Genomic DNA, 19,026 nt, shown 5'->3' on the forward strand with positions numbered 1-19,026 from the left:
AATCGTTCCCTAGATTGACGCAGGAATAGACCGCGAGAGGGCAAATTGATTTGCAGGACGGTTGATCATCGTCTCGAAGACGCGTTCGAAGCCGTCATTTCCGTATCCTATGGCTACCATCTGTTCAGCGACGGCTTGGATGGGCAGCAGCCAATCGGCTGGCACGCCTAATTCCTGGCTGCTATTAATAATGTTATCCAGCGCAAATTTGTTAACCGCCAGGTTGGATACGTCCGTGACATAATGGCCTTCATCCAGAATGCGGGCGGCTTCCGAAGTTGTCAGTGAAGGCACAATCAAGTGCTGCAGCCAATTGCTTGCATACGGCAGGAACTCCGCCGCTGTTATATTGGCAGTGCGGAGCAGAGCGTGGGCGTGCAAATAACTGTACCATGCGCCGTACAACATGGTAAGCATCGCCAGATCATACAGAAGAGCCGCACCTGGATCTTCTTTCAGATAGGTCGTGCTTCCCCCCATCACCTTGAGTACGGACTGATAAGTATGGAACAGTTCCTTCCGTCCGCTATAGAGAATCAGCGCTTCCTGCGTTCCGATCAGCGGGGGTACAGTCATGATCGCTCCATCTAAATAATCGATTCCTTTCTCCTTAGCCCATCTGTCTAGATGGCGCGCTTCCTCCGGCGTCCCGGTAGTCAAGTTGACGATGACACGACCGGCAAGCTCCGCTTCCATAGGAATCAGCGTGCTTCTCACGACTTCATATGTCGACAAACAGACCACAATCACTTTGCTAGCGGCAACTGCCCCGGCTGCTGATTCAGCTTGAACGGCCCCGTTGCCGATAAGGCGGTCGGCTTTGCCCGCAGTTCGGTTCCAGACCGTCACATGATGGCCTTCCGCCAGATATGCAGCCGCCAGCGCCAGTCCCATATTACCAAGCCCTATGACGGTTATTGGGATTAAATCGGTTTTCTTCATGTTATCTTCCCCCCTAGATTAAATGGTTTCTTTCCGTGGCACAACGACATATAATTGAAATAAATAACGTGCGAGGAGACCCCTCAATTATGAAAATAAGCGAATTATCCCGTCTTACAAATGTCAGCCCGCGCGCAATACGACATTATGAAGAAAAAGGGTTGCTTACGGCGGGCAGACTTGACAACGACTACCGTGAGTTTAGCGAATCTGCCGTCGATCGGGTCCGATCGATTCAGCTCTATTTGAAGCTGGGATTTACGGCAGATGAAATACGGAGCTTGTTCCAGTGCGAGGTCGCCTCGCCGGATGATTACGAATACTGCGAAGAAATGCAGGAAATCTACGAAGAAAAACTACGGAAGGTGCAAAGCCAGATCGATTCCATGCTGCAATTGAAGCGGTTGCTGAAGCGGCAGGTTGCGCTGACGGCTGCCAGCAAAGAGCAGAAACCACAGATATCCATCCGGCATGCATGATCATCTTGATATGGACACGGCGAACGCTTGCGCTACCGTTCCTTATTCTACGGAAAGGCCTTGTCCCAGACCGCCGTCTACGGTCAATTTGGCGCCTGTCGTGAAGGTAGCCTCGAAGGCGAGGAACAGCACGGCCTTGGCCACCTCCTCCGGCGAGCCATGACGTTTCATTGGCGTAATCTGGTCGCCAAGCTCCTCGAAGGCGGACCGTTCCGATTCCGATAAGCCTGCTACACCCATCGTCGGCGTTTTGATGAAACCGGGACTGACCACATTGACGCGAATGCCCCGCGGCAGCAATTCAGCCGCAAAACCAGAGGCAAATGAACGCAGTGCCGCTTTTGAAGCGCCGTAAACGCTCATTCCCGGAGTGCCGCCTTCATCTGCCACGGATGACGTAATGATGATCGATCCGCCCTCTCGAATGAACGGAGCCAGACGCTGAACCGTAAAGAATGCCCCCTTCGTATTAATGCCAAATGTTTTGTCGTACGTGCTTTCGGTCACTTCCGTGAAAGGTTCGAGCAGCGCGATTCCTGCATTGATGTGGACGAAGTCGATCTCGCCGAACCGTTCGGCGACGTAAGCGCCTAATGCATCAATATCCGCCATTAGAGACACATCTGATTGAATGACGTGTGCCCGTTCTCCCAGTTCCCGCCTCGCTTTTTCTACATTGATCGGATTGTGTCCTGTCAGTATGACCTCAGCTCCCCCCGCCAGCAATGATTTGGCCACCGCCATTCCCATACCGTGCGTACCTCCAGTTATAACAGCCTTCTTGCCCTCATATTCCCTCATGATCTTGTTCCTCCCGTTCACAATATTTGTTGATGTCTTTCTAAGGAGAGTATAAAGGTTCACGCTAGCGTGAAGGTCAATAGCTAATTCGGATATGATCTGAACCGGCTAGCGGTAGTGAAGCCGGCTAATGTTGGAGAACGCATCGCTGACCCGCTTTGATCAAACGTTCAAACAGCATCTCATTCATCACTTCTGGGTAAGAATATATGTTTGGTATACTATCTGTAACGCCTTGGAAAAATCCGAGAGATTCGGGTACCAGCCATTCGATTATCGAAAGAGGGTGAAACGGTTGATACGGGTCCACAAAACGACCTTCAGCACGAGCAAAGCGGATGTAGATCGCCTGTTTGCGTGCAATCGTATTTCGGCAGATGTTTGGAACGACTGTCTGGAGATTGCGCGCGCCTATCATCAGGAACACGGCAAGCGGATCGATCAGACCCAGCTTCAAAAAGCTAACAAAAGAAACGATTCGTTACATAGCCAGAGCATCCAGGCGGTCTGTAGAAATGCAAATGAAAAAGGAGCTGATCGCAATAAATATCTCTCGATTGGACCATTTGGTTTTAACTGTAAAGGATATTGATAAAACATGTGATTTTTATAGCCGGGTATTAGGAATGGAAGTGACCACTTTTGGAGAGGGGAGAAAGGCACTCCACTTTGGACAGCAGAAAATAAACCTGCATGAAGTAGGTAAAGAGTTTGAACCAAAAGCAAAAACGCCCATGCCTGGTACTGCTGATTTATGCTTTATAACAGATACCCCAATTTTAGATGTGATTTATCATTTAGGTAGTTGCGATGTACCTGTTGAAGAAGGTCCTGTAATAAGAACAGGAGCATTAACTCCTATAACATCTGTGTATATAAGAGATCCTGATGATAATCTAATTGAGATTTCTAACTCCGTCGGACCAACATAAACGTCAGATACAGGGGAACAGATAGCGATGCTCTGCTCCCTGATTAGTAATTACCGGGTAAGCAATATAATCATACCTATTGCTACAATACCTAGAACAACTTCCGAACGGAATGGCATCACTTCATGTACACTTTTAATGAAAATCATTCTCGTTGACATTGGTTAAAGCATGTGTTTTAATTTAGTCAGTAACTAACTAAGTTACTTAAATAATAAGCGACTTAATAATCATGAAGTTTCACATTATAAGGAGTGATTGGGTAATGTTTATCAGTCAAGCAAGTTTTGAAGGCCATAAGGGCGTTGAACAAATGATCTTTAATAAGCTCCAAAAAAGTATGAATGAAACTATTGGTGCAAAAGGTCTTGTTTCTGCAGAATGCTGGTCGCGCGAAACTAAGGATAATGTTGAATATGTATTCGTTACAAAATGGGATACTAAAGAGGATTTTAAGTTATGGGTATCCAGAGAAGATCATGTTGAAGGACACAAAGAAATGAATAAATATAAAGGCCAAGAACCGGCGGAAAAAGCTAAAAAGACAATTCGTCAATATGAAGAGGTAATTTTATAATGAAAATTAATAAAAAATATGAACCCTTGCTTTATGTTTTCCTTTCAGCGCTGTGCATGTCGCTTTTTATTTCATTTATATTGGTTTCTATAAACACTGGCTACAACGATGTGTTTTTGAAAACGTGGTTAAGAATGTGGAGTGAAGCTTTTCTATGTGCATTACCTGCTGCTTACTTTTTTCCGAAGGGAATACGGAAGCTATTGAAAGCAATTACGTTTTCAACTGAGGAAGGAAGAGGATAATTCAATGGAGGAGGCTAATAAAGTCAAGCCAATAGAGGAGTTCCAGGATATTTTTGAAAGTGTGTTTCGTAAGTTAAAGAAAGGCAATGAGTTCTTTCCCAAAACCGACTACAAACTTGCTGCAGGGCACATGTTTATTCTTTTACATCTTTACAAAAAGGGAAGTTGTACCGCTTCTGATATTTCTTCATATCTAGGTATTACTTCAGCAGGTGTAACTGGTCTTACTGACACCCTCGAAAAAAATAATTTAATAAACCGCAACCGATCTGAAAATGACAGAAGAGTTGTCCACCTTTCACTCACCAATAAAGGTGAAAAATTAGTTGAGCAAGTTATGAGTGCGAGAGTAAACTTATTTGTTCAAGTCTTTAAGGACTTTGAAGAGAAAGAAATCGAACAAATCACTAATGTTTTCAAAAAGTTAGATAGGATCTTGACCAATAATAACCCGTTAAACTAGCGGGGAACGATAGTATCATAACAACAGGCTACCGGCATCATCGGTAGCCTGTTGAGGGCAGATTACATTAATGAAGCCCGGATCAACTAATTAGGAATGAATGATCGAAGGCGTTATTATTTTCGATTTCTACTATAACCATCTAGATAATGATTCATTGTTGCAATAACATCTTGTTTAACTTCACGTTTGAGTCCATGAAGTCCGTTCTTATCGATAAAGTCAATAACACAAGATTTTTGAAATCATTAAAATTCCTGATTGGCGTTTTTTTCGCCATTTCGGTCAGATATGCAATTCTTTTCTCATACTCCCGACAAAGCATGCTACAAAACAATGCCTCTTTGACTAGACGAATGGGCGCGGATGTTAAATATGATGATAAATTTGATGTGTTATTTTACGAATAATACGGGTATAATGGACATAGTGAAGAAAGGAGTTGTTATGATGCCCAATATAAAGCCCATTTCTGATTTGAGGAACTATAACGAAGTTCTGCGTGATATTGCCGTTGATGAGCCTGTTTTTTTGACCAAAAATGGAAGAGGACGTTATGTACTCGTAGATATAGAGGAGTATGAAAAAACACAAGCAACCATTAAGTTATTGTCCAAACTATCCGAAGCTGAAACTGCTGTGAAAGACGGGGATTGGCTATCATCGGAAGATGTGAAAAACCGTTTAGGAGTCTAGGTTATGTACAGAATTCGGGTTAACCCCCTTGCATTTCAAGACTTACAGGAAATCAAAGCCTATATCGCCGAGGAACTTTGTCATTTGGAGGCTGCGGTGAGTGTCGTAAAGATGATCATCTCACGTTATGAGCAGTTGAGGGAATTTCCGTTGTTAGGCAAAGAATTGTCTGCATTAATTAACGTGAAAACAGATTTTCGCTACCTCATAAGTGGCAATTATCTCATATTTTACAGAGTCGATGTCGAATATGTTTCCATCTATCGCATACTTTATGGCAGGCGGGATTACATGCGAATCCTGTTTGGTGAATTACAGGACGATGTTGAATAATCAATGATTATTCCAATAAGACAAACACCACGATACTGCAGCGGTGTGGAATATTGTATGAATACGCTAAAATTAGTTTCATAAACAGGCCAGGACGAGGTTGCGCATTAATTGGCAACCTCGTTAAGCTATTGGGCAGTTTTCTTTGAAATGGTACGAAGGAAGGACAGTTCTAACATGGAACACGTGTCAAATGTAGATAAGCAGGAATCAATAAAATCTTTGCAATCGACAATCAGTAAACTAGAGAATGCCTTGTCTCAGATGACTCGCGATGGCGCAAGTACTACTCTAGTAAAGAAACGACTCAAAGCTATTTACATCGGCTCAGCTATGCTAGAAAACGTTTGGAATCAAAGCCCCCATCATTATACCCAGGAAGATTTAGCAGAGGCTCGCAATGTTATTACTGGTTTATTCTCATCAATTGAAAACAGTTATGCTAAGTCAAAGACTGGTAGTCCCCAAAGAACACTTCTGGAAAGAAGAATTAAAGCATTAGAACTAGCTGTTCAAGCGATCGACAAACTTTCCATTAATAACTCATAATGTAAACGAAACACCACTAAGCTAACGGGAGACCGATAGTTGAATAAATACCCCGATGCTGCCGGCATGATCGGCAGCATCGTTAAGCTATTTGGGCAGGATAGCGCAACAATACCTATGTCTACTGCGTATTAGGTTATAATTGGGAAGCGAATAATAAGGGGGGATTATCATTATTCTAATTTTATTTGGTTTCTTAATTTCTTTCATTACCGTTATATTATTTTTGATATTATGTGTTAACATAATAATTTCTTTTATTAAAAAGAGGGCTTTTCCTAAAAAATTGATGATTGCAACGTTGTCAGGGGTTGTGTTGGCATCTTCAATCTATTTTTATGAGATGTACTTTTTTACATTTAGTGATATTGATAGAGAATCCACCCAAAAGGGTTCTGGACCTTTAACATCCCCCACTGAAGAATATACGGCTAATGCTTTTTATGAACTTTATGGTGGTGCAGCAGGTGGTGTTAATGTATGGGTTGAAATAACAAACAATGAGAAGAATAAAGTGCAAATTGTTTATTATAGTGATGCAAAAAGTAATTTTGCTATGGAATGGGTGGATAAGAATACACTGTACATTCTAAATGACGAACCTAATTATCCAAATTCGAATAGAAGTATCAAATTAGAAATCGGTAAAGAGATTTATCACGAAAATGGTTTGGCTTGTAAGAGTTTATTAATGAAAGGCGAATATGAGACTTGCTACCAAAACTAATATCTCTTATCGCGCTAACGGAGAAGTACGACAAGTTCTGCTACAAGCGCCTAAATAGATATTTGATTTTCACTTCATTCAAACAAGCGGACTATTATAATACGGCCATGATACTGGGATGGCAGGATCGAGTAGAAATGATTTCAATCAATTTGATATCTTTGTCAAAAAGGAAGAAAAAGACCTTGCAGAGAAACTAATAAATAACGAAAATCTCCAATCACCTCGATTCAACGAGTAACGAAAGCTCCATGAAGACAGGCTGCCGGATGATCGACAGCCTGTTCAACTATCGGGCAGTGATAATTCAATCACTTTGCGAATAATTAAAGAGTTTTATAATAAATATTACGATTATACGGGGAGTATTAAAAATGAGTACACCTAAACATATCGTTTCTGCAGCGGCAATTGTTGTGAATGAAAAGAATGAATTATTACTTATTAAGGGACCAAGAAGAGGTTGGGAGATGCCTGGTGGTCAAGTAGAAGAAGGAGAATCCTTAAGTCAAGCTGCAATAAGAGAGACAAAGGAAGAATCCGGAATAGACATTGAAATTATCAAATTCTGCGGAATATTTCAAAACGTAGGCAATTCAATTTGTAACACCTTATTTTTAGCGAAGCCAATAGGTGGAGAATTAATACAATCACCAGAAAGTTTGGAGACGGGATTCTTCCCGCTAGACGAAGCACTAAAAAAGGTTGAATGGAAAGATTTCAGAAAAAGAATTGAGTACTGTTTAAACCCTGAAATTCAACCTTTTTGTATGGAGTTTCATGATGAGAAGAATATATGATATCTCAAGAAGCCGCAGGCAACATCTATTATCGAAGGAAGTAAATGGCGCAATCAATGAATCATATTTATGGGGTGATTCGCCGTAAAATTTGGGGCGAGGTGGGATTTTATGGGTTCGCGGTTGATGCATTTAATCATTGGTGAGATAGTTGCTTCTAGCCTTGATGGTATAAAAAACAAGAGAGATTTTTTGATAGGTTCAATTGCGCCTGATGCTGCTTTCTCATTTGAAAGAAAAGTTGCTACCCATTATTTCGAAGGGGACGTGGACAAGAGAACCAGGCAGGTAAATTATCAAAGATACATGGATACATACTTGTCAGACATAAAAGATGACTACTCATTAGGATATTTGACTCATTTAATCGGCGACAACGTGTGGATGGAGTACATCTACTATCCATATGAATTGCAGCAGAAGCAAGAGTTAGACCCGACCTTTTTGCAAAAATGGCACTCTGATTTTAGAAAAATGAATACAAAACTGCTTTGTCATTATAAAATGGGATACCTTAAAGATTGGTTGGAAATTTATGCTCTCCCGAGAGAAATAGAAGATATAACTCGAGACGACTTGCAAAAATTTATTGAAGAGATGTACGGAGATTTTGAAATTATAGAACAAAATAAAAGTTGCGAACTTGAAGTATATAATTATGATGACATCATCGAGTACATAAACTTATCCATATCTAAGGCTATTGCTGTCATAGAAGAAATGATTTTTGATGCCCACGCACGATTACACTAACGGGTACGATAGATGAATGTCTTAAGAGTGACCGCCCCACTGCCAGGTGAACGATCCATTTCTGACTAAATAACCAAAGCCGACCGCCTTTGAAGCGGTCTACTGTGCTGTCGGAGTCGTGTTGGTCGCACGGCTCTTTCTTTAGTTTTATTATAATGGTGTGAGAGTTTATACATGCAATCAGTAATCGTCCAAAGTCTGTGAATTTACAGGCCTTGACATTGCCCTAAGGTGAATGTTGTAGGATGAACATACAGACCACTGCTGGAGGGAGACATTATCTTGCTTACTGTCGGCCATATTGCGCGTTTGTTCGGAGTGACCTCCAAGACGCTCCGGTATTACGATTCCATTGGATTGTTCACCCCGAGTAGAATAGGAGAGACCAATCATTACCGGCTATATTCTTCCGATCAATTACCCGAACTGCGGCGAATTTTATTGCTGCGCTCCATGGGGCTGAGCATTGAAGTGATATTGGAATTGAAACGCGCCGGAACCTTGGATGACGATGACAAGATTATACGACTCCTGCAAGAACGTGCGAACGATATTCAAGAGGAAATCGTGTCCAGCCAGAAGCAGTTCTTTGCCATTCAACAGATGGTCAAGTATATGACGTTAACTGGAGGCATACCGATGGAACCAAAAATTGTGGAGAAAGAGGCATTTACTGTTGTCGGGATGGCATGGAACAGCAAATCTGATGAGGGTGACATTCCCGGGTTGTGGCAGCGATTCATGTCTCGCGAGCATGAAATTCACGGTAAACTTCAACCGTTAGTTTCCTATGGTATTTGCGTGCCTAGCGATAATGAAGAGGAGTTCACTTATGTAGCGGGATTCAAAACCAATGAAGAATCCATCCCGCAAGGGATGAAGAAGATTATTGTACCGGCGCAGCGCTACGCTATTTTCACCCACAAAGGAAATATCGGGGGATTAAGCGAGACGTATGAGCTGATTTACAGCAAGTGGTTGCAGCTTCAAGGTCTCGAGTTGGTCAAGGGCATTGACTTTGAACGATACGATGAGCGGTTTACAGGAACGGAAGAGGAAAATTCGGAATTGGATATTTATATCCCGATAGCGGTGTCGACGGGAGAAGAGGGGAAGAAGTAAACCCGGTCAGTCGCGGAATGGAGGGCTGTGACAGGTTGCCGGTGGGCGACCTGTTGCAGCCCTCTTCGGGTTCTCGTTCAACAGCTTGCAAACAAGAACCCAAGGAGAAAAGTGGGTTCAAACTAAGGAAGCCAAGTCAATCGAAAGCTGCTGAACCGGATGCTGAACTTGCTTTTCCAGCTGATACAGAAATGAGGGCCGAGGTTCCTCCGATATATGCTTACAGACTAGGCCGTCATCATGAAATTGTTGTAAACGCAAGGATAAAATACGCGGAGTAATACCGTCGAGCAATTGACGAATTTCTTGGAATCGCGTGTGGTTGAAGTTAAGTGTCAGCAGAATTGGCATGCCCCACATCTTGTCGGAAAGCCTCCCATGTCCGATCCGCTCTTCGCTGAGCTGAACGGCGCGGGCTGCTTCCCGGTGGAGCCGTCCTTTTTCTGTCAGCACATATTCGGGCAAGAGCGGGTGTCGCCTCTCTGACGGAGAAAGATGGAGGAGCAAGCCATCCTCGACCATCTTCTTCAGATTAGCGCTGAGCCGAGAGGGGGCAATGTTAAGCTTGTTCTGGAGGGGCGTGAACCGGCCTCCATTACCTTCAAGCGCTAACAAGATGGGCAATGTCCATTGCCCGGTCAATTCCCGGCTCAGTCTCAGAACCCGTTCTTCCTGGCTCAAAGCTCAGCAAGTGTTTCGGCAAGCATCAGGTTATGCCCATCGGGATCGACGAAAGTTGCGAGCTTGGCCATCCCGGGGACATGCTCCACTTCACCGACGAACGACACGCCGTTAGCCCCCAGTTGCTTCATTGCATCTTCGATATTCAAGACTTCGAATACCGTCGAAGAGGTTGCGGGTTCAACAGCCTCTGCTACCGAAAATCCAATGACACAATCCTTGGTATTCGTGTTCACCATCGCCATGCCGCTTGACGAATCGTGGAAAATCACCTCAAAACCAAGCTTGCCGGAATAGAATTCCAATGTTTGCTCCAAATTTGCGACACTGTACCATACGGTTACGCCTGATCTGTACATAGAACAACCTCCTGTATGAATATTGATATGATTACTACCGATAATATACCATGTATACTATCGGTAGTAAAGTCGTAAACTGAAATGATATGGTTCATTATGGTGCCAGAACTGCAACCAACCGCCAACGGTCTGCAAAAAGCTGTGGATCAAATTAGAGGGAATAGTGAATTAGAGATATAATGTTGAAAAATTATCGTACGAAAAAACGACTTGCGTAATAGCTACATAACACGTATAATGTGCTTATGGAAGTTGCACTTTAGTGATATACAGGAGGGAGAAGATATGAGTAACGCGTCGCGTGGAGTTCACATTGGTCCCCCTCGTCTTAAAATAGCCATTCACTCCGTTGTCTGGTTAGCTAAAAGTGGCAGTATGCTTAGCAGTGCTACGATAGCGAGTCAAGTCGATTCACATGCTACCTTCCTGCGAAGAGTGATGCAGTCATTAAACCATGCTGGAATTGTCGAATCCAAAGGCGGTCGCGAAGGCGGATATTTATTAAAAAAATCGTCCACGGAAATTACTTTAGGAGATATCTATGAGGCAATAAGCAGCTGTTCTAATGAAGCCGAAGCCGAAGTCGATGTGGATTGTGGAGAAGCTGGAGAACAGTTAGATGTTGAGCTTGAGAAGATTCTCCAAGAAGCCGAAATGAAGACCATTGAGCATTTGCGGAATTACACGATTGCCCAATTGATGGATCGAGTCCATTTCTTTAAAGAACAATAAAGCTCGATTGCAATAATAAGTTGCAGCGCGAATGCAACTTTTTTATTAGAATAAATTGTGCTTGTTATAAGCACAAAAAAATTTAAACGAACTGTGCTTTTCGCAAGCACAAATTAGAAAGGAGTCAAAATGAATATCACTTTATTTGGTGCAAGCGGAGCCATTGGCAAGATCGTGTTGGAAGAGGCGCTAAGAGATACGAATAACACGGTTACCGCATACGTTAGAAATCCAGATCGCCTTAAAACGGTACACCCGAATGTAAAAATAATCGTTGGGGAGCTGGGAAATCAGGCCTTAGTTCATCAAGCAATTGAGCATTCGGACGTTATCATTAGCACACTTGGTCCAGCATTATCGCGCAAAATAAAAGGAACCCCAGTAGCTGATGGTCATGAAGCCATTATTAATGCGATGAAAAAACTCAATAAGAAAAGACTAATCACTTTGGCTACTCCTACGCTGCAATCAGATGAGGATAAAAAACAGTTCAGCACCGTTTTCCCTGGAATAATGGCAAAACTATTTTTGCCCAGTGGTTATCTGGAGATGAAGAAGATGGAGAAGCTTATTAAACATTCTCCACTGGACTGGACTGTCGTTCGAATTATTAATCCAAACGTAAACCATCGGAACCAAGAGTATGCCTTTTCGTTCGGTGATAAACCCGCAAAAATGGGAGTATCGCGGGAGAATGTAGGTAAGTTCATGTATCGTGTGGCAAAAGAAAATTTATACAGCAAGAAAATGCCCATAATTTTCAATCGATAAGGAGAGACGTACATGACTATTTTTTCGATTATTTTGCAAAGTATATTAGTACTCATGTTCTTAATGGCGGGGTTTGGGAAAGTATCCGGCTCCAAGATGCATGTCGAGGGCTTCAAGCATTGGGGATATCCGCAATGGTTTCGCGTTGTAACGGGTATTATCGAACTTGCCGGCACAGCTGCATTAATCGTTGGCTATTGGGAATCCAGCTGGGTAGCCTTGGGCGCGTTAATCCTTGGCATTACAGGTATCGGCGGTATTATCACTCATATCCGAGTTAAAGATCCCTTCAAGGATACATTCATGATTCTGTCCTTGCGATAGGAAGCCCGCAGCAACTTGTTGAAAAGATTCTCTATCAGCATGAGCTTTTTGGTCATAGCCGTTTTATGGGGCAGTTTGACATGGGGGGGACAGCCACTCTCTAAAGTAGCGAAAGCCATAGAACTACTGGCTACAGAAGTTGCTCCGGTTGTTCGCAGAGAAATTCAAAAGAAACATAATGATTACGCTGCCAGTCGATACGCTTCACGCACAGTTCCAGCAAGCGGGACTTCGAGCAAAAGATTGTGAGTATTCAACAAAACTTCTCTAATGGCGACTTCGATATCGTAACGGGTGATATCGATAAACGATCTGGTCGTCCAGCGCGAAATCTGGAATCAATCCTGTCCGCTTCGTTACCGGCCATCGTCCAACGACGGTCAAATGCCCGGCCCAAGTTCGATAACCTCAGTAAAGCAGCGCTTACATGAGCGGTGGTACAATGAAGTCGTTGCTACCAACAATGGCGAAAAATCGGGGAAGGCGGCGAAATCATGAAGAGATCCCAGATCGCGGCGCAGTTGTACACGCTAAGGGACTTTTGCAAGACGGAAGACGACTTGAGACGGACGCTGGGCAAAGTAAGGGAGATCGGTTACGAAGCGGTGCAGGTGTCGGGTGTCGGCCCGATCGCGCCCGAGGCCATCAAACAAATCGCGGACGAAGCGGGCTTGCGCATTTGCGCGACGCATGTAAGCTTCGAAGCGCTGCAGAACGACTTCGCGGCGGAGGTCCGGAAGCATAAGCTGTGGAATTGCGGCTATGTCGGCATCGGCTCCATTCCGAAGGAGTACCAGAGCGGCGCGGAAGGGTATGCGGCCTTCGCGCGGGAGGCGTCCGAGGTCGGACGGCGGCTGAAGGAGCAAGGGCTGCAGTTTATTTACCACAACCATCAGTTCGAATTCGAGAAGTTCGGCGGCCGGACCGGCATGGACATCCTGCTCGCGGAAAGCGACGCCGACGCGTTCGGTTTCGAGCTCGATACGTACTGGGTCCATGTCGGCGGCGTCGATCCGACCGAGATGGTCCGCCGCGTGAGCGGCCGGATGGGCGTCGTCCATCTGAAGGATCTGGCGATCGACGGCCGTCAGCAAGTGTTCGCGGAAATCGGGGAAGGCAATCTGAATTTCAACGAAATAATCCAGGCATGCCGCGAGACGGGCGTCGAATGGTACGTGGTGGAGCAGGACGTATGCCGCCGCGACCCGTTCGAGAGCCTGGCAATCAGCTTCAAGTACTTAACGACTCTCGCCCTGTAAATGCCATCTGTTCGAAACATAGCACGTCCGCTACAACGGAAGCCGTTTCTCCAGCCTAATGCTGCGGGAGACGGCTTCTTTGCTTGCGCGCCTTGGCAAAAACCCAATAGAAGTCCACCAAACCTGACCTTATTCAGATATGGCGGAAGAGCGGCAGCCTTTAAAATAAAAGTAATCATAGTCTGCAGCTATGAACCGATATCGCCAGCTTAAGGAAGGAGATCCACATGACGACTAAGCTTATGGCGCAGGGGCAGTCCCCGCTTCTCGGGAAGGCGGGCACGCGCTCGCGCAAACAAAAAGCGTTCCTGTATGGCTTTCTGTTTACGCTTCCGGCTACGCTCGGCTTCCTGCTGTTTACGGCGGGGCCGATGGCGGCAAGCCTATTTCTAAGTTTAACGGATTACTCGATATTCAAGGACGGCATCCGATTCGTCGGACTGGACAATTTCATCCGGCTGTTCACCGAGGATGAGCTGTTCTGGAAATCGCTCAAGGTGACGTTTTATTTCGTCGTTCTGAAGGTCCCCGCGACGATCATCGTCTCCTTCGCGATCGCGCTGCTGCTTAATATGAATCTGAAGGGCAGGGCACTGTTCCGTACGATCGTCTACTTGCCGAGCATCGTGCCGGCGGTCGCGACCTCGATGATCTGGATCTGGCTGCTCAATCCCGATCTCGGCCTTGTCAATACGGTGCTGCGCTGGCTCCATCTGCCGACAGGCATGTGGCTGTACGCAGAGAACAGCGTCATACCGTCGATCGTACTGACGACGATGTGGGGCATCGGGGGCACCGTCGTTATTTTCCTGGCGGGACTGAGCGGCATTCCGAATCAATATTACGAGGCGATCGAGGTGGACGGGGGAGGATGGCGGCATAAGCTGTTCCATATTACGATTCCGATGGTCAGCCCGACGATCTTCTTCAATACGATTATGACCATCATCGGCTCGTTCCAGGTATTTAACGAAGCTTACATTTTGACGCAGGGCGGTCCGAACAATTCCAGCTTGTTCTATATTTTCTACTTGTGGCGCACCGCGTTCCGCGATACGGAGATGGGCTACGCGTCCGCGCTGGCCTGGGTGATGTTCGTTATTATTATGCTGTTCACGCTGCTCATCTTCCGCACGTCCAAATCATGGGTTTATTACGAAGGGGAGGGCCGTTCATGAACGAATCGCTAACGAAACGACTATTCGGCTATATCCTTCTGGCGGTCATCTCGATCCTGTTCCTGATGCCGTTCGTCTGGATGCTGCGCAGCTCGCTGATGAGCCTGTCGCAAATTTTCGTAATGCCGCCGGTGTGGCTGCCCTCGCCCTTCAAGTGGGATAACTTCACGAGGGCGCTGACGGAGCTGCCGTTCGACAGGTTTTTTCTCAACACGATCATTATCGTCGCGCTTGGCCTGGCCGGCACGGTCGTCAGCAGCACGATCGCCGCTTTCGGCTTCTCGCGGATCGAATGGAAGGGCCGCAATATCATCTTTATGATCCTGCTCTCGAGCATGATGCTGCCCGGGGCGGTCACGCTCATCCCGACCTTCATCGGCTGGAAGGAGCTCGGCTTCTACGATACGTTCTATCCGCTAATCGTGCCGGCCTTCTTCGGCGGCGGCATGTTCAATATTTTCCTGCTGCGGCAATTCTACATGACGATTCCGCGCGACTTCGACGAGGCGGCCGTCGTGGACGGGGCGACGTATTTCCAAATTTATTACCGGATCATTCTGCCGCTCAGCCGCTCGGCCGTTATCGTCATCTCGCTGTTCACGTTTCTTGGCACGTGGAACGATTTCTTCGGCCCGCTCATTTATCTTAAATCGGCGGAAAAGTATACGCTCGCGCTCGGACTGCAGATGTTCCAGGGCACGTACTCGTCCCAGTGGGACTTGCTGATGGCGGCGTCCGCGGCCGTCATTCTGCCGTGCGTCCTCGTCTTCCTGCTCGGCCAAAAGTATTTTCTCGAAGGCATTACGCTGACCGGCTTGAAGGGGTAACGCAGGTAATTGTTGCCATCCACGGGATTCCGAATCTCCGTTATAATAGTTGGAATACGAAGCGGTTAACCGCTTACGACGGAAGGGACGAATGACGATGAAGCTGCTTGTTGTCGACGACGAAATCAGGCACCGGAAGGGCATGGTGAACATGATCCGCGCGATCCGGCCGGACTACAAGCTGTACGCCGCCAAGAACGGGACGGACGCGCTCGAGATCGTGCGGTCCGAGCGCCCGGAGATCGTGCTGACCGACATCCGGATGCCCGGCATGGACGGGCTCGCCTTTCTCGAGAATATTAATAGCTTGCCGGAGCGTCCGCGGGTCGTCTTCCTGTCGGCCTACAACCTGTTCGAGTACGCGCAGTCGGCCATTCGCCATAACGCCTTCGATTATTTGCTGAAGCCGGTTGACCAAGACAAGGTGGAGGCGACGTTGAACCGCATCGAAGCCCAGCTTCATAAGGAGAGCGGCAGTACCTACAACGCGATTTTGCATGCTTGGCTGAGCGGGCGAGACATGGCCGAGGATAAGGGCGCCATCGCCGCGATCAAGCTGCTGCACGGCGGCGGGTACGCGGCCGTGACGGAAATTTCAGCCCCGGACGGCCAGGCGGCCGTGCGGCGGATGGAAAGCTACCGGGAGCTGCTCGAGCGGACGCTGTCCCCGTTCGGCCCCCTGATCACGATACCGGCCGAGTCAAGGGACGGCCGCCGCTCGCGGCTCATTACGCTGATCGAAGCGGGCGAGCTTCCGCAGGAGGAGGTGCGGCGCGCGCTCCGCTTCGCGGATGCCGACTTCTGGCGCGGCGGCGAGACGGTCGCGCACGGGTTCGGCGAATGGACGGAGCGGCTGCTGACGGGCGCCCCGGATTCGTACCGGACCGCGCGGCAGGCGCTCGTCTACGCCTTCTACGAAAGCTGGCACGGCATCGTCTGGCATGATGCTTCGTTCGGCAAGGAAGGAAGCTTCGGGCTGGATACGGAGCTCGTCTATGAGGCGATCGCGCAGCAAGGTAACGAACGGGCCGCCTTCGGCCTGTGCAAGGAGGCGTTCGAGGGGCTGGCGCAAGGCGGAAGGGCGGACCCGGCCCATGTGCGCAAATGCGCGTCGCTGACCGTCATGAAGCTGAAGAGCCGAACCCGGCATCTGCTCGATCAGGCGGCGTCGGACCGTCTGAACGAAGCGGCGTTGACCGTCATTCCGGCCAGCCCTTCCTTCGCCGCCGTTCTGCGGACGGTCGAAGAATGCCTTCAGGCGCTTGGCGACGTTCATAGCCGGTCTAAGCGAGGGCGAGGCGAATTCGTGGCGGAATCCTGCATCAAGCTTATCCAGACGAGGTATATGGACGACCTGACGCTGGAATCCGTGTCCGAGATGTACCACTTCAACGCCTCCTACTTCAGCACGTTGTTCCGAAGCGCCACCGGCAAGACGTTCTCGGAGCTGCTGATCGAGACGAGGCTGAACCGGGCGAAGGAGCTTCTGTCCGACGCCTCCTGCAATTTGAAAATATACGCGATCGCCGAGCAATGCGGCTACCGCGATTCCAAATATTTTTGCCGGTTATTCCGCAAGCATACGGGCGTCTCGCCTGAGGTGTTCCGGGGCGCCGCCTTGTCGGGCGCCGTCAAGGGCGTGACGTAAATGAGGTTCCGCAGCCGCTTGCTGATCAGTTATTTGTTTCTTATTCTGCTGCCGCTGCTCGCGCTAGGGACGCTGTTCTACCGGACAAGCCTGAACGTCGTCCGCGAGCAGGCGCAGACAAACATTCTTGAGATCGTAAGGAAGAACAACGAGGTGCTGGACACGAAGCTGCAGCAGATCGAGAAGGGCAGCCGCGCCCTGTTCGTCGACGCGGAGATGTTCGCCATCTTCGAGAGCCTGAATCCCGCGCGCCAGGACCAGCTGCTGGTGGCGGAGCGACGGGTGAAGGCGATTCTCAGCAAATATTTTTCGATGAACGACGATATTTACATGCCGCAATTGTGGACGACCTACTTTACGTTCGGCGGCGATTCGACCAATCGCAAGCTGCCGATGAGCGATCCGACAAAGTCGGCTATTTACAAGCAAACGATGGAAAGCGACGGGAAGATGGTATGGACGCCGACCTTCGAATTTTCGCGAATGTTCGATCAGCCCTATCTGTCGGAGGCGGAAATCGATTATCGCTACATGTTCTCCGCGTCGCGGCTGCTCAACCTCTCGTATCTCGATTCTTCGACCTTCCGGACGCTCGACAAAAATGTCGAGCGTCCGGCGCTCGTTATATTATTCAAGGCGGACATGTTCCGCTCGCTGTTCGAGCGCAGCATTCCGGAAGGCTCCGATTATTTCGTCGTGGATGAGGCGGCGGGCACCGTCGTCGCGCATTCGGACGGCGGGATGGTCGCCGGGAAGCTCGGAGAGGAGTGGGTGGGGCTGCTGTCTGGAAGCGGCACGAAGCGGATGGAGCTTGACGGAGAGAAGAAGCTCGTCGTCTATGACCGCTCCTCGGTGACGGGCTGGCTGTCGGTCGCCGTCGTGCCGGAGTCGGTGCTGATCGGCGGCCTGGTGCCGACGCTGCTGACTTCGACGTTCTTGTTCGCCGCCCTGCTCGGCATCATCGCGATTGCGTTCGCCTACGTCATCTCGGCGCGGATTATCGGGCCGATCAAGAAGCTGCTGGTCGCGATGCGATTCGTCGGGGAAGGCGACTTCCATACGCGGGTGGAGGCGACGAGCAACGACGAGTTCGGCACGCTGCTGCAGAAGTTCAACAAGATGAACGACCGGATCCAGACGCTCGTGAAGGAAAACTACGAAATCAAGCTGAGGGAGAAGGAAGCGGAAATCGTCGCGCTCAATATGCAGATGAATCCGCATTTTCTGTATAACACGTTAAACGTCATCAACTGGATGGCGATCGAGGAAGGACAGCGGGAGGTTAGCAAATCGCTTGTCAGCCTCTCCAGCATGCTGCATTATACGTCGCGGAAGGATTGGGGCGAGGTGTCGCTGGCGGAAGAGCTGGAATGGATGAAAAATTATTTCTACATTACGGCGCTGAGGTTCGAAGATATGTTCAACGTCAGCTATGAGCTGGAGCCGGAATTGTTCGACTACAAGGTGCCGCGGCTGCTCTTTCAGCCTTTCGTGGAGAATGCGATATTGCACGGCTTCAAAGAAGTGGAGGAGGGCGGCCTGATCGCCATCCGCGGACGGATCGCGGACGGAATCCGGCGCTTCGAGATCGAGGACAACGGCAAGGGCATGAGCGGAGACGTCGCCCGGCGCCTGCTTGAAGGCGAGGCCGCCTCCGTCGGCATAAGCAATACGCTGCACCGGATACGGCTGCAGTACGGCGAGCGGGCGCGGATCGACATCGCGTCGAGTCCGGGCCAAGGGACATTGATCCGGCTCGACCTTCCCGTCAACAGCCAAGAATAGTCCACCAAACCTAATCATGTTCAGGTTTTGCAAGCGCTTT

Annotated in this window: 24 protein-coding genes; 20 read left to right on the forward strand and 4 right to left on the reverse strand. The window is 48.0% G+C overall.

The annotated features are described in order from the left end of the window. Positions 1-9: 9 nt before the first annotated feature. Positions 10-942, reverse strand: a complete 933-nt coding sequence (locus IDH41_RS09575; RefSeq protein WP_190860435.1) for an NAD(P)-dependent oxidoreductase — start codon at positions 940-942, stop codon at positions 10-12. A gap of 89 nt (positions 943-1,031) precedes the next feature. On the opposite strand from IDH41_RS09575, the gene IDH41_RS09580 reads away from it, so the two are divergent. Continuing rightward, on the forward strand, positions 1,032-1,421 hold the full coding sequence (locus tag IDH41_RS09580) for a MerR family transcriptional regulator (protein WP_190860437.1): 390 nt from the start codon (positions 1,032-1,034) through the stop codon (positions 1,419-1,421). 42 nt (positions 1,422-1,463) lie between these two features. Here IDH41_RS09580 and IDH41_RS09585 read toward each other — a convergent pair whose 3' ends face one another. Beyond that, positions 1,464-2,222, reverse strand: a complete 759-nt coding sequence (locus IDH41_RS09585) for an SDR family oxidoreductase (RefSeq protein ID WP_190860439.1) — start codon at positions 2,220-2,222, stop codon at positions 1,464-1,466. Between the two features lie 515 nt (positions 2,223-2,737). On the opposite strand from IDH41_RS09585, the gene IDH41_RS09590 reads away from it, so the two are divergent. The 11 genes from IDH41_RS09590 to IDH41_RS09640 all read left to right on the forward strand — a co-directional run bounded on the left by IDH41_RS09590 (position 2,738) and on the right by IDH41_RS09640 (position 9,419). Then, positions 2,738-3,154, forward strand: coding sequence for a VOC family protein (locus IDH41_RS09590; RefSeq protein ID WP_223829598.1), 417 nt, complete (start codon positions 2,738-2,740; stop codon positions 3,152-3,154). Between the two features lie 265 nt (positions 3,155-3,419). After that, positions 3,420-3,731: an antibiotic biosynthesis monooxygenase family protein gene (locus tag IDH41_RS09595; RefSeq protein ID WP_190860441.1), complete on the forward strand. Its 312-nt coding sequence runs from the start codon at positions 3,420-3,422 to the stop codon at positions 3,729-3,731. Continuing rightward, positions 3,731-3,976 carry a DUF2798 domain-containing protein gene (locus IDH41_RS09600; protein ID WP_190860443.1) on the forward strand — a complete coding sequence of 82 codons (246 nt, stop codon included), beginning with the start codon at positions 3,731-3,733 and terminating at the stop codon, positions 3,974-3,976. The genes IDH41_RS09595 and IDH41_RS09600 overlap by 1 nt, the downstream gene beginning before the upstream one ends. Positions 3,977-3,980: 4 nt before the next feature. Then, on the forward strand, positions 3,981-4,439 hold the full coding sequence (locus tag IDH41_RS09605; protein WP_190860445.1) for a MarR family winged helix-turn-helix transcriptional regulator: 459 nt from the start codon (positions 3,981-3,983) through the stop codon (positions 4,437-4,439). 450 nt (positions 4,440-4,889) lie between these two features. Next, a complete protein-coding gene (locus tag IDH41_RS09610; RefSeq protein ID WP_190860447.1) occupies positions 4,890-5,135 on the forward strand; it encodes a type II toxin-antitoxin system prevent-host-death family antitoxin in 246 nt (81 codons plus the stop codon). Positions 5,136-5,138: 3 nt separating this feature from the next. Continuing rightward, positions 5,139-5,468, forward strand: a complete 330-nt coding sequence (locus IDH41_RS09615; protein ID WP_190860449.1) for a type II toxin-antitoxin system RelE/ParE family toxin — start codon at positions 5,139-5,141, stop codon at positions 5,466-5,468. 177 nt (positions 5,469-5,645) lie between these two features. Beyond that, positions 5,646-6,017 (forward strand): hypothetical protein, encoded by a 372-nt coding sequence (locus tag IDH41_RS09620; RefSeq protein WP_190860451.1) that lies wholly within the window; start codon positions 5,646-5,648, stop codon positions 6,015-6,017. Between the two features lie 289 nt (positions 6,018-6,306). Beyond that, entirely contained in the window at positions 6,307-6,744 is a 438-nt protein-coding gene (locus IDH41_RS09625; protein WP_223829610.1) for a DUF5412 family protein, read from the forward strand. Positions 6,745-7,118: 374 nt separating this feature from the next. Continuing rightward, a complete protein-coding gene (locus IDH41_RS09630) occupies positions 7,119-7,544 on the forward strand; it encodes an NUDIX hydrolase (protein ID WP_190860453.1) in 426 nt (141 codons plus the stop codon). A gap of 111 nt (positions 7,545-7,655) precedes the next feature. Continuing rightward, the gene (locus IDH41_RS09635) at positions 7,656-8,297 is read left to right on the forward strand and encodes a zinc dependent phospholipase C family protein (RefSeq protein WP_190860455.1); all 642 of its coding nucleotides are present in this window, start codon (positions 7,656-7,658) and stop codon (positions 8,295-8,297) included. A 282-nt stretch (positions 8,298-8,579) separates the two neighbouring features. Next, the gene (locus IDH41_RS09640; protein WP_190860457.1) at positions 8,580-9,419 is read left to right on the forward strand and encodes a GyrI-like domain-containing protein; all 840 of its coding nucleotides are present in this window, start codon (positions 8,580-8,582) and stop codon (positions 9,417-9,419) included. Between the two features lie 117 nt (positions 9,420-9,536). Here the strand turns inward: IDH41_RS09640 and IDH41_RS09645 are convergent, their stop codons facing one another. Together IDH41_RS09645 and IDH41_RS09650 are read right to left on the reverse strand one after the other, a co-directional pair. Beyond that, positions 9,537-10,100, reverse strand: a complete 564-nt coding sequence (locus IDH41_RS09645; protein WP_190860460.1) for a winged helix-turn-helix transcriptional regulator — start codon at positions 10,098-10,100, stop codon at positions 9,537-9,539. Continuing rightward, positions 10,097-10,459 (reverse strand): VOC family protein, encoded by a 363-nt coding sequence (locus IDH41_RS09650; RefSeq protein ID WP_190860462.1) that lies wholly within the window; start codon positions 10,457-10,459, stop codon positions 10,097-10,099. Before IDH41_RS09650 ends, IDH41_RS09645 begins: the two co-directional genes overlap by 4 nt. A 288-nt stretch (positions 10,460-10,747) precedes the next feature. Between IDH41_RS09650 and IDH41_RS09655 the strand changes: the two genes are divergently transcribed. From IDH41_RS09655 to IDH41_RS09690, 8 genes are all read left to right on the forward strand, one after another. Next, positions 10,748-11,194: an RrF2 family transcriptional regulator gene (locus IDH41_RS09655; RefSeq protein ID WP_190860464.1), complete on the forward strand. Its 447-nt coding sequence runs from the start codon at positions 10,748-10,750 to the stop codon at positions 11,192-11,194. A gap of 129 nt (positions 11,195-11,323) precedes the next feature. Next, a complete protein-coding gene (locus IDH41_RS09660) occupies positions 11,324-11,965 on the forward strand; it encodes an NAD(P)-dependent oxidoreductase (protein WP_190860466.1) in 642 nt (213 codons plus the stop codon). Positions 11,966-11,977: 12 nt separating this feature from the next. Continuing rightward, the gene (locus IDH41_RS09665) at positions 11,978-12,289 is read left to right on the forward strand and encodes a DoxX family protein (protein WP_190860469.1); all 312 of its coding nucleotides are present in this window, start codon (positions 11,978-11,980) and stop codon (positions 12,287-12,289) included. Between the two features lie 494 nt (positions 12,290-12,783). Continuing rightward, positions 12,784-13,548, forward strand: a complete 765-nt coding sequence (locus IDH41_RS09670; RefSeq protein WP_190860471.1) for a sugar phosphate isomerase/epimerase family protein — start codon at positions 12,784-12,786, stop codon at positions 13,546-13,548. 371 nt (positions 13,549-13,919) lie between these two features. Next, positions 13,920-14,726 (forward strand): carbohydrate ABC transporter permease, encoded by an 807-nt coding sequence (locus IDH41_RS09675; protein ID WP_223829611.1) that lies wholly within the window; start codon positions 13,920-13,922, stop codon positions 14,724-14,726. Further along, the gene (locus IDH41_RS09680) at positions 14,723-15,553 is read left to right on the forward strand and encodes a carbohydrate ABC transporter permease (protein WP_190860473.1); all 831 of its coding nucleotides are present in this window, start codon (positions 14,723-14,725) and stop codon (positions 15,551-15,553) included. The genes IDH41_RS09675 and IDH41_RS09680 overlap by 4 nt, the downstream gene beginning before the upstream one ends. A gap of 97 nt (positions 15,554-15,650) precedes the next feature. Further along, a complete protein-coding gene (locus IDH41_RS09685) occupies positions 15,651-17,201 on the forward strand; it encodes a response regulator transcription factor (RefSeq protein ID WP_190860475.1) in 1,551 nt (516 codons plus the stop codon). Beyond that, positions 17,202-18,986, forward strand: coding sequence for a cache domain-containing sensor histidine kinase (locus IDH41_RS09690; protein ID WP_190860477.1), 1,785 nt, complete (start codon positions 17,202-17,204; stop codon positions 18,984-18,986). Positions 18,987-19,026 lie beyond the last annotated feature (40 nt).

Origin of the sequence: Paenibacillus arenilitoris, assembly GCF_014705655.1 — a bacterium.
In the GTDB taxonomy this organism is placed as follows: domain Bacteria; phylum Bacillota; class Bacilli; order Paenibacillales; family Paenibacillaceae; genus Pristimantibacillus; species Pristimantibacillus arenilitoris.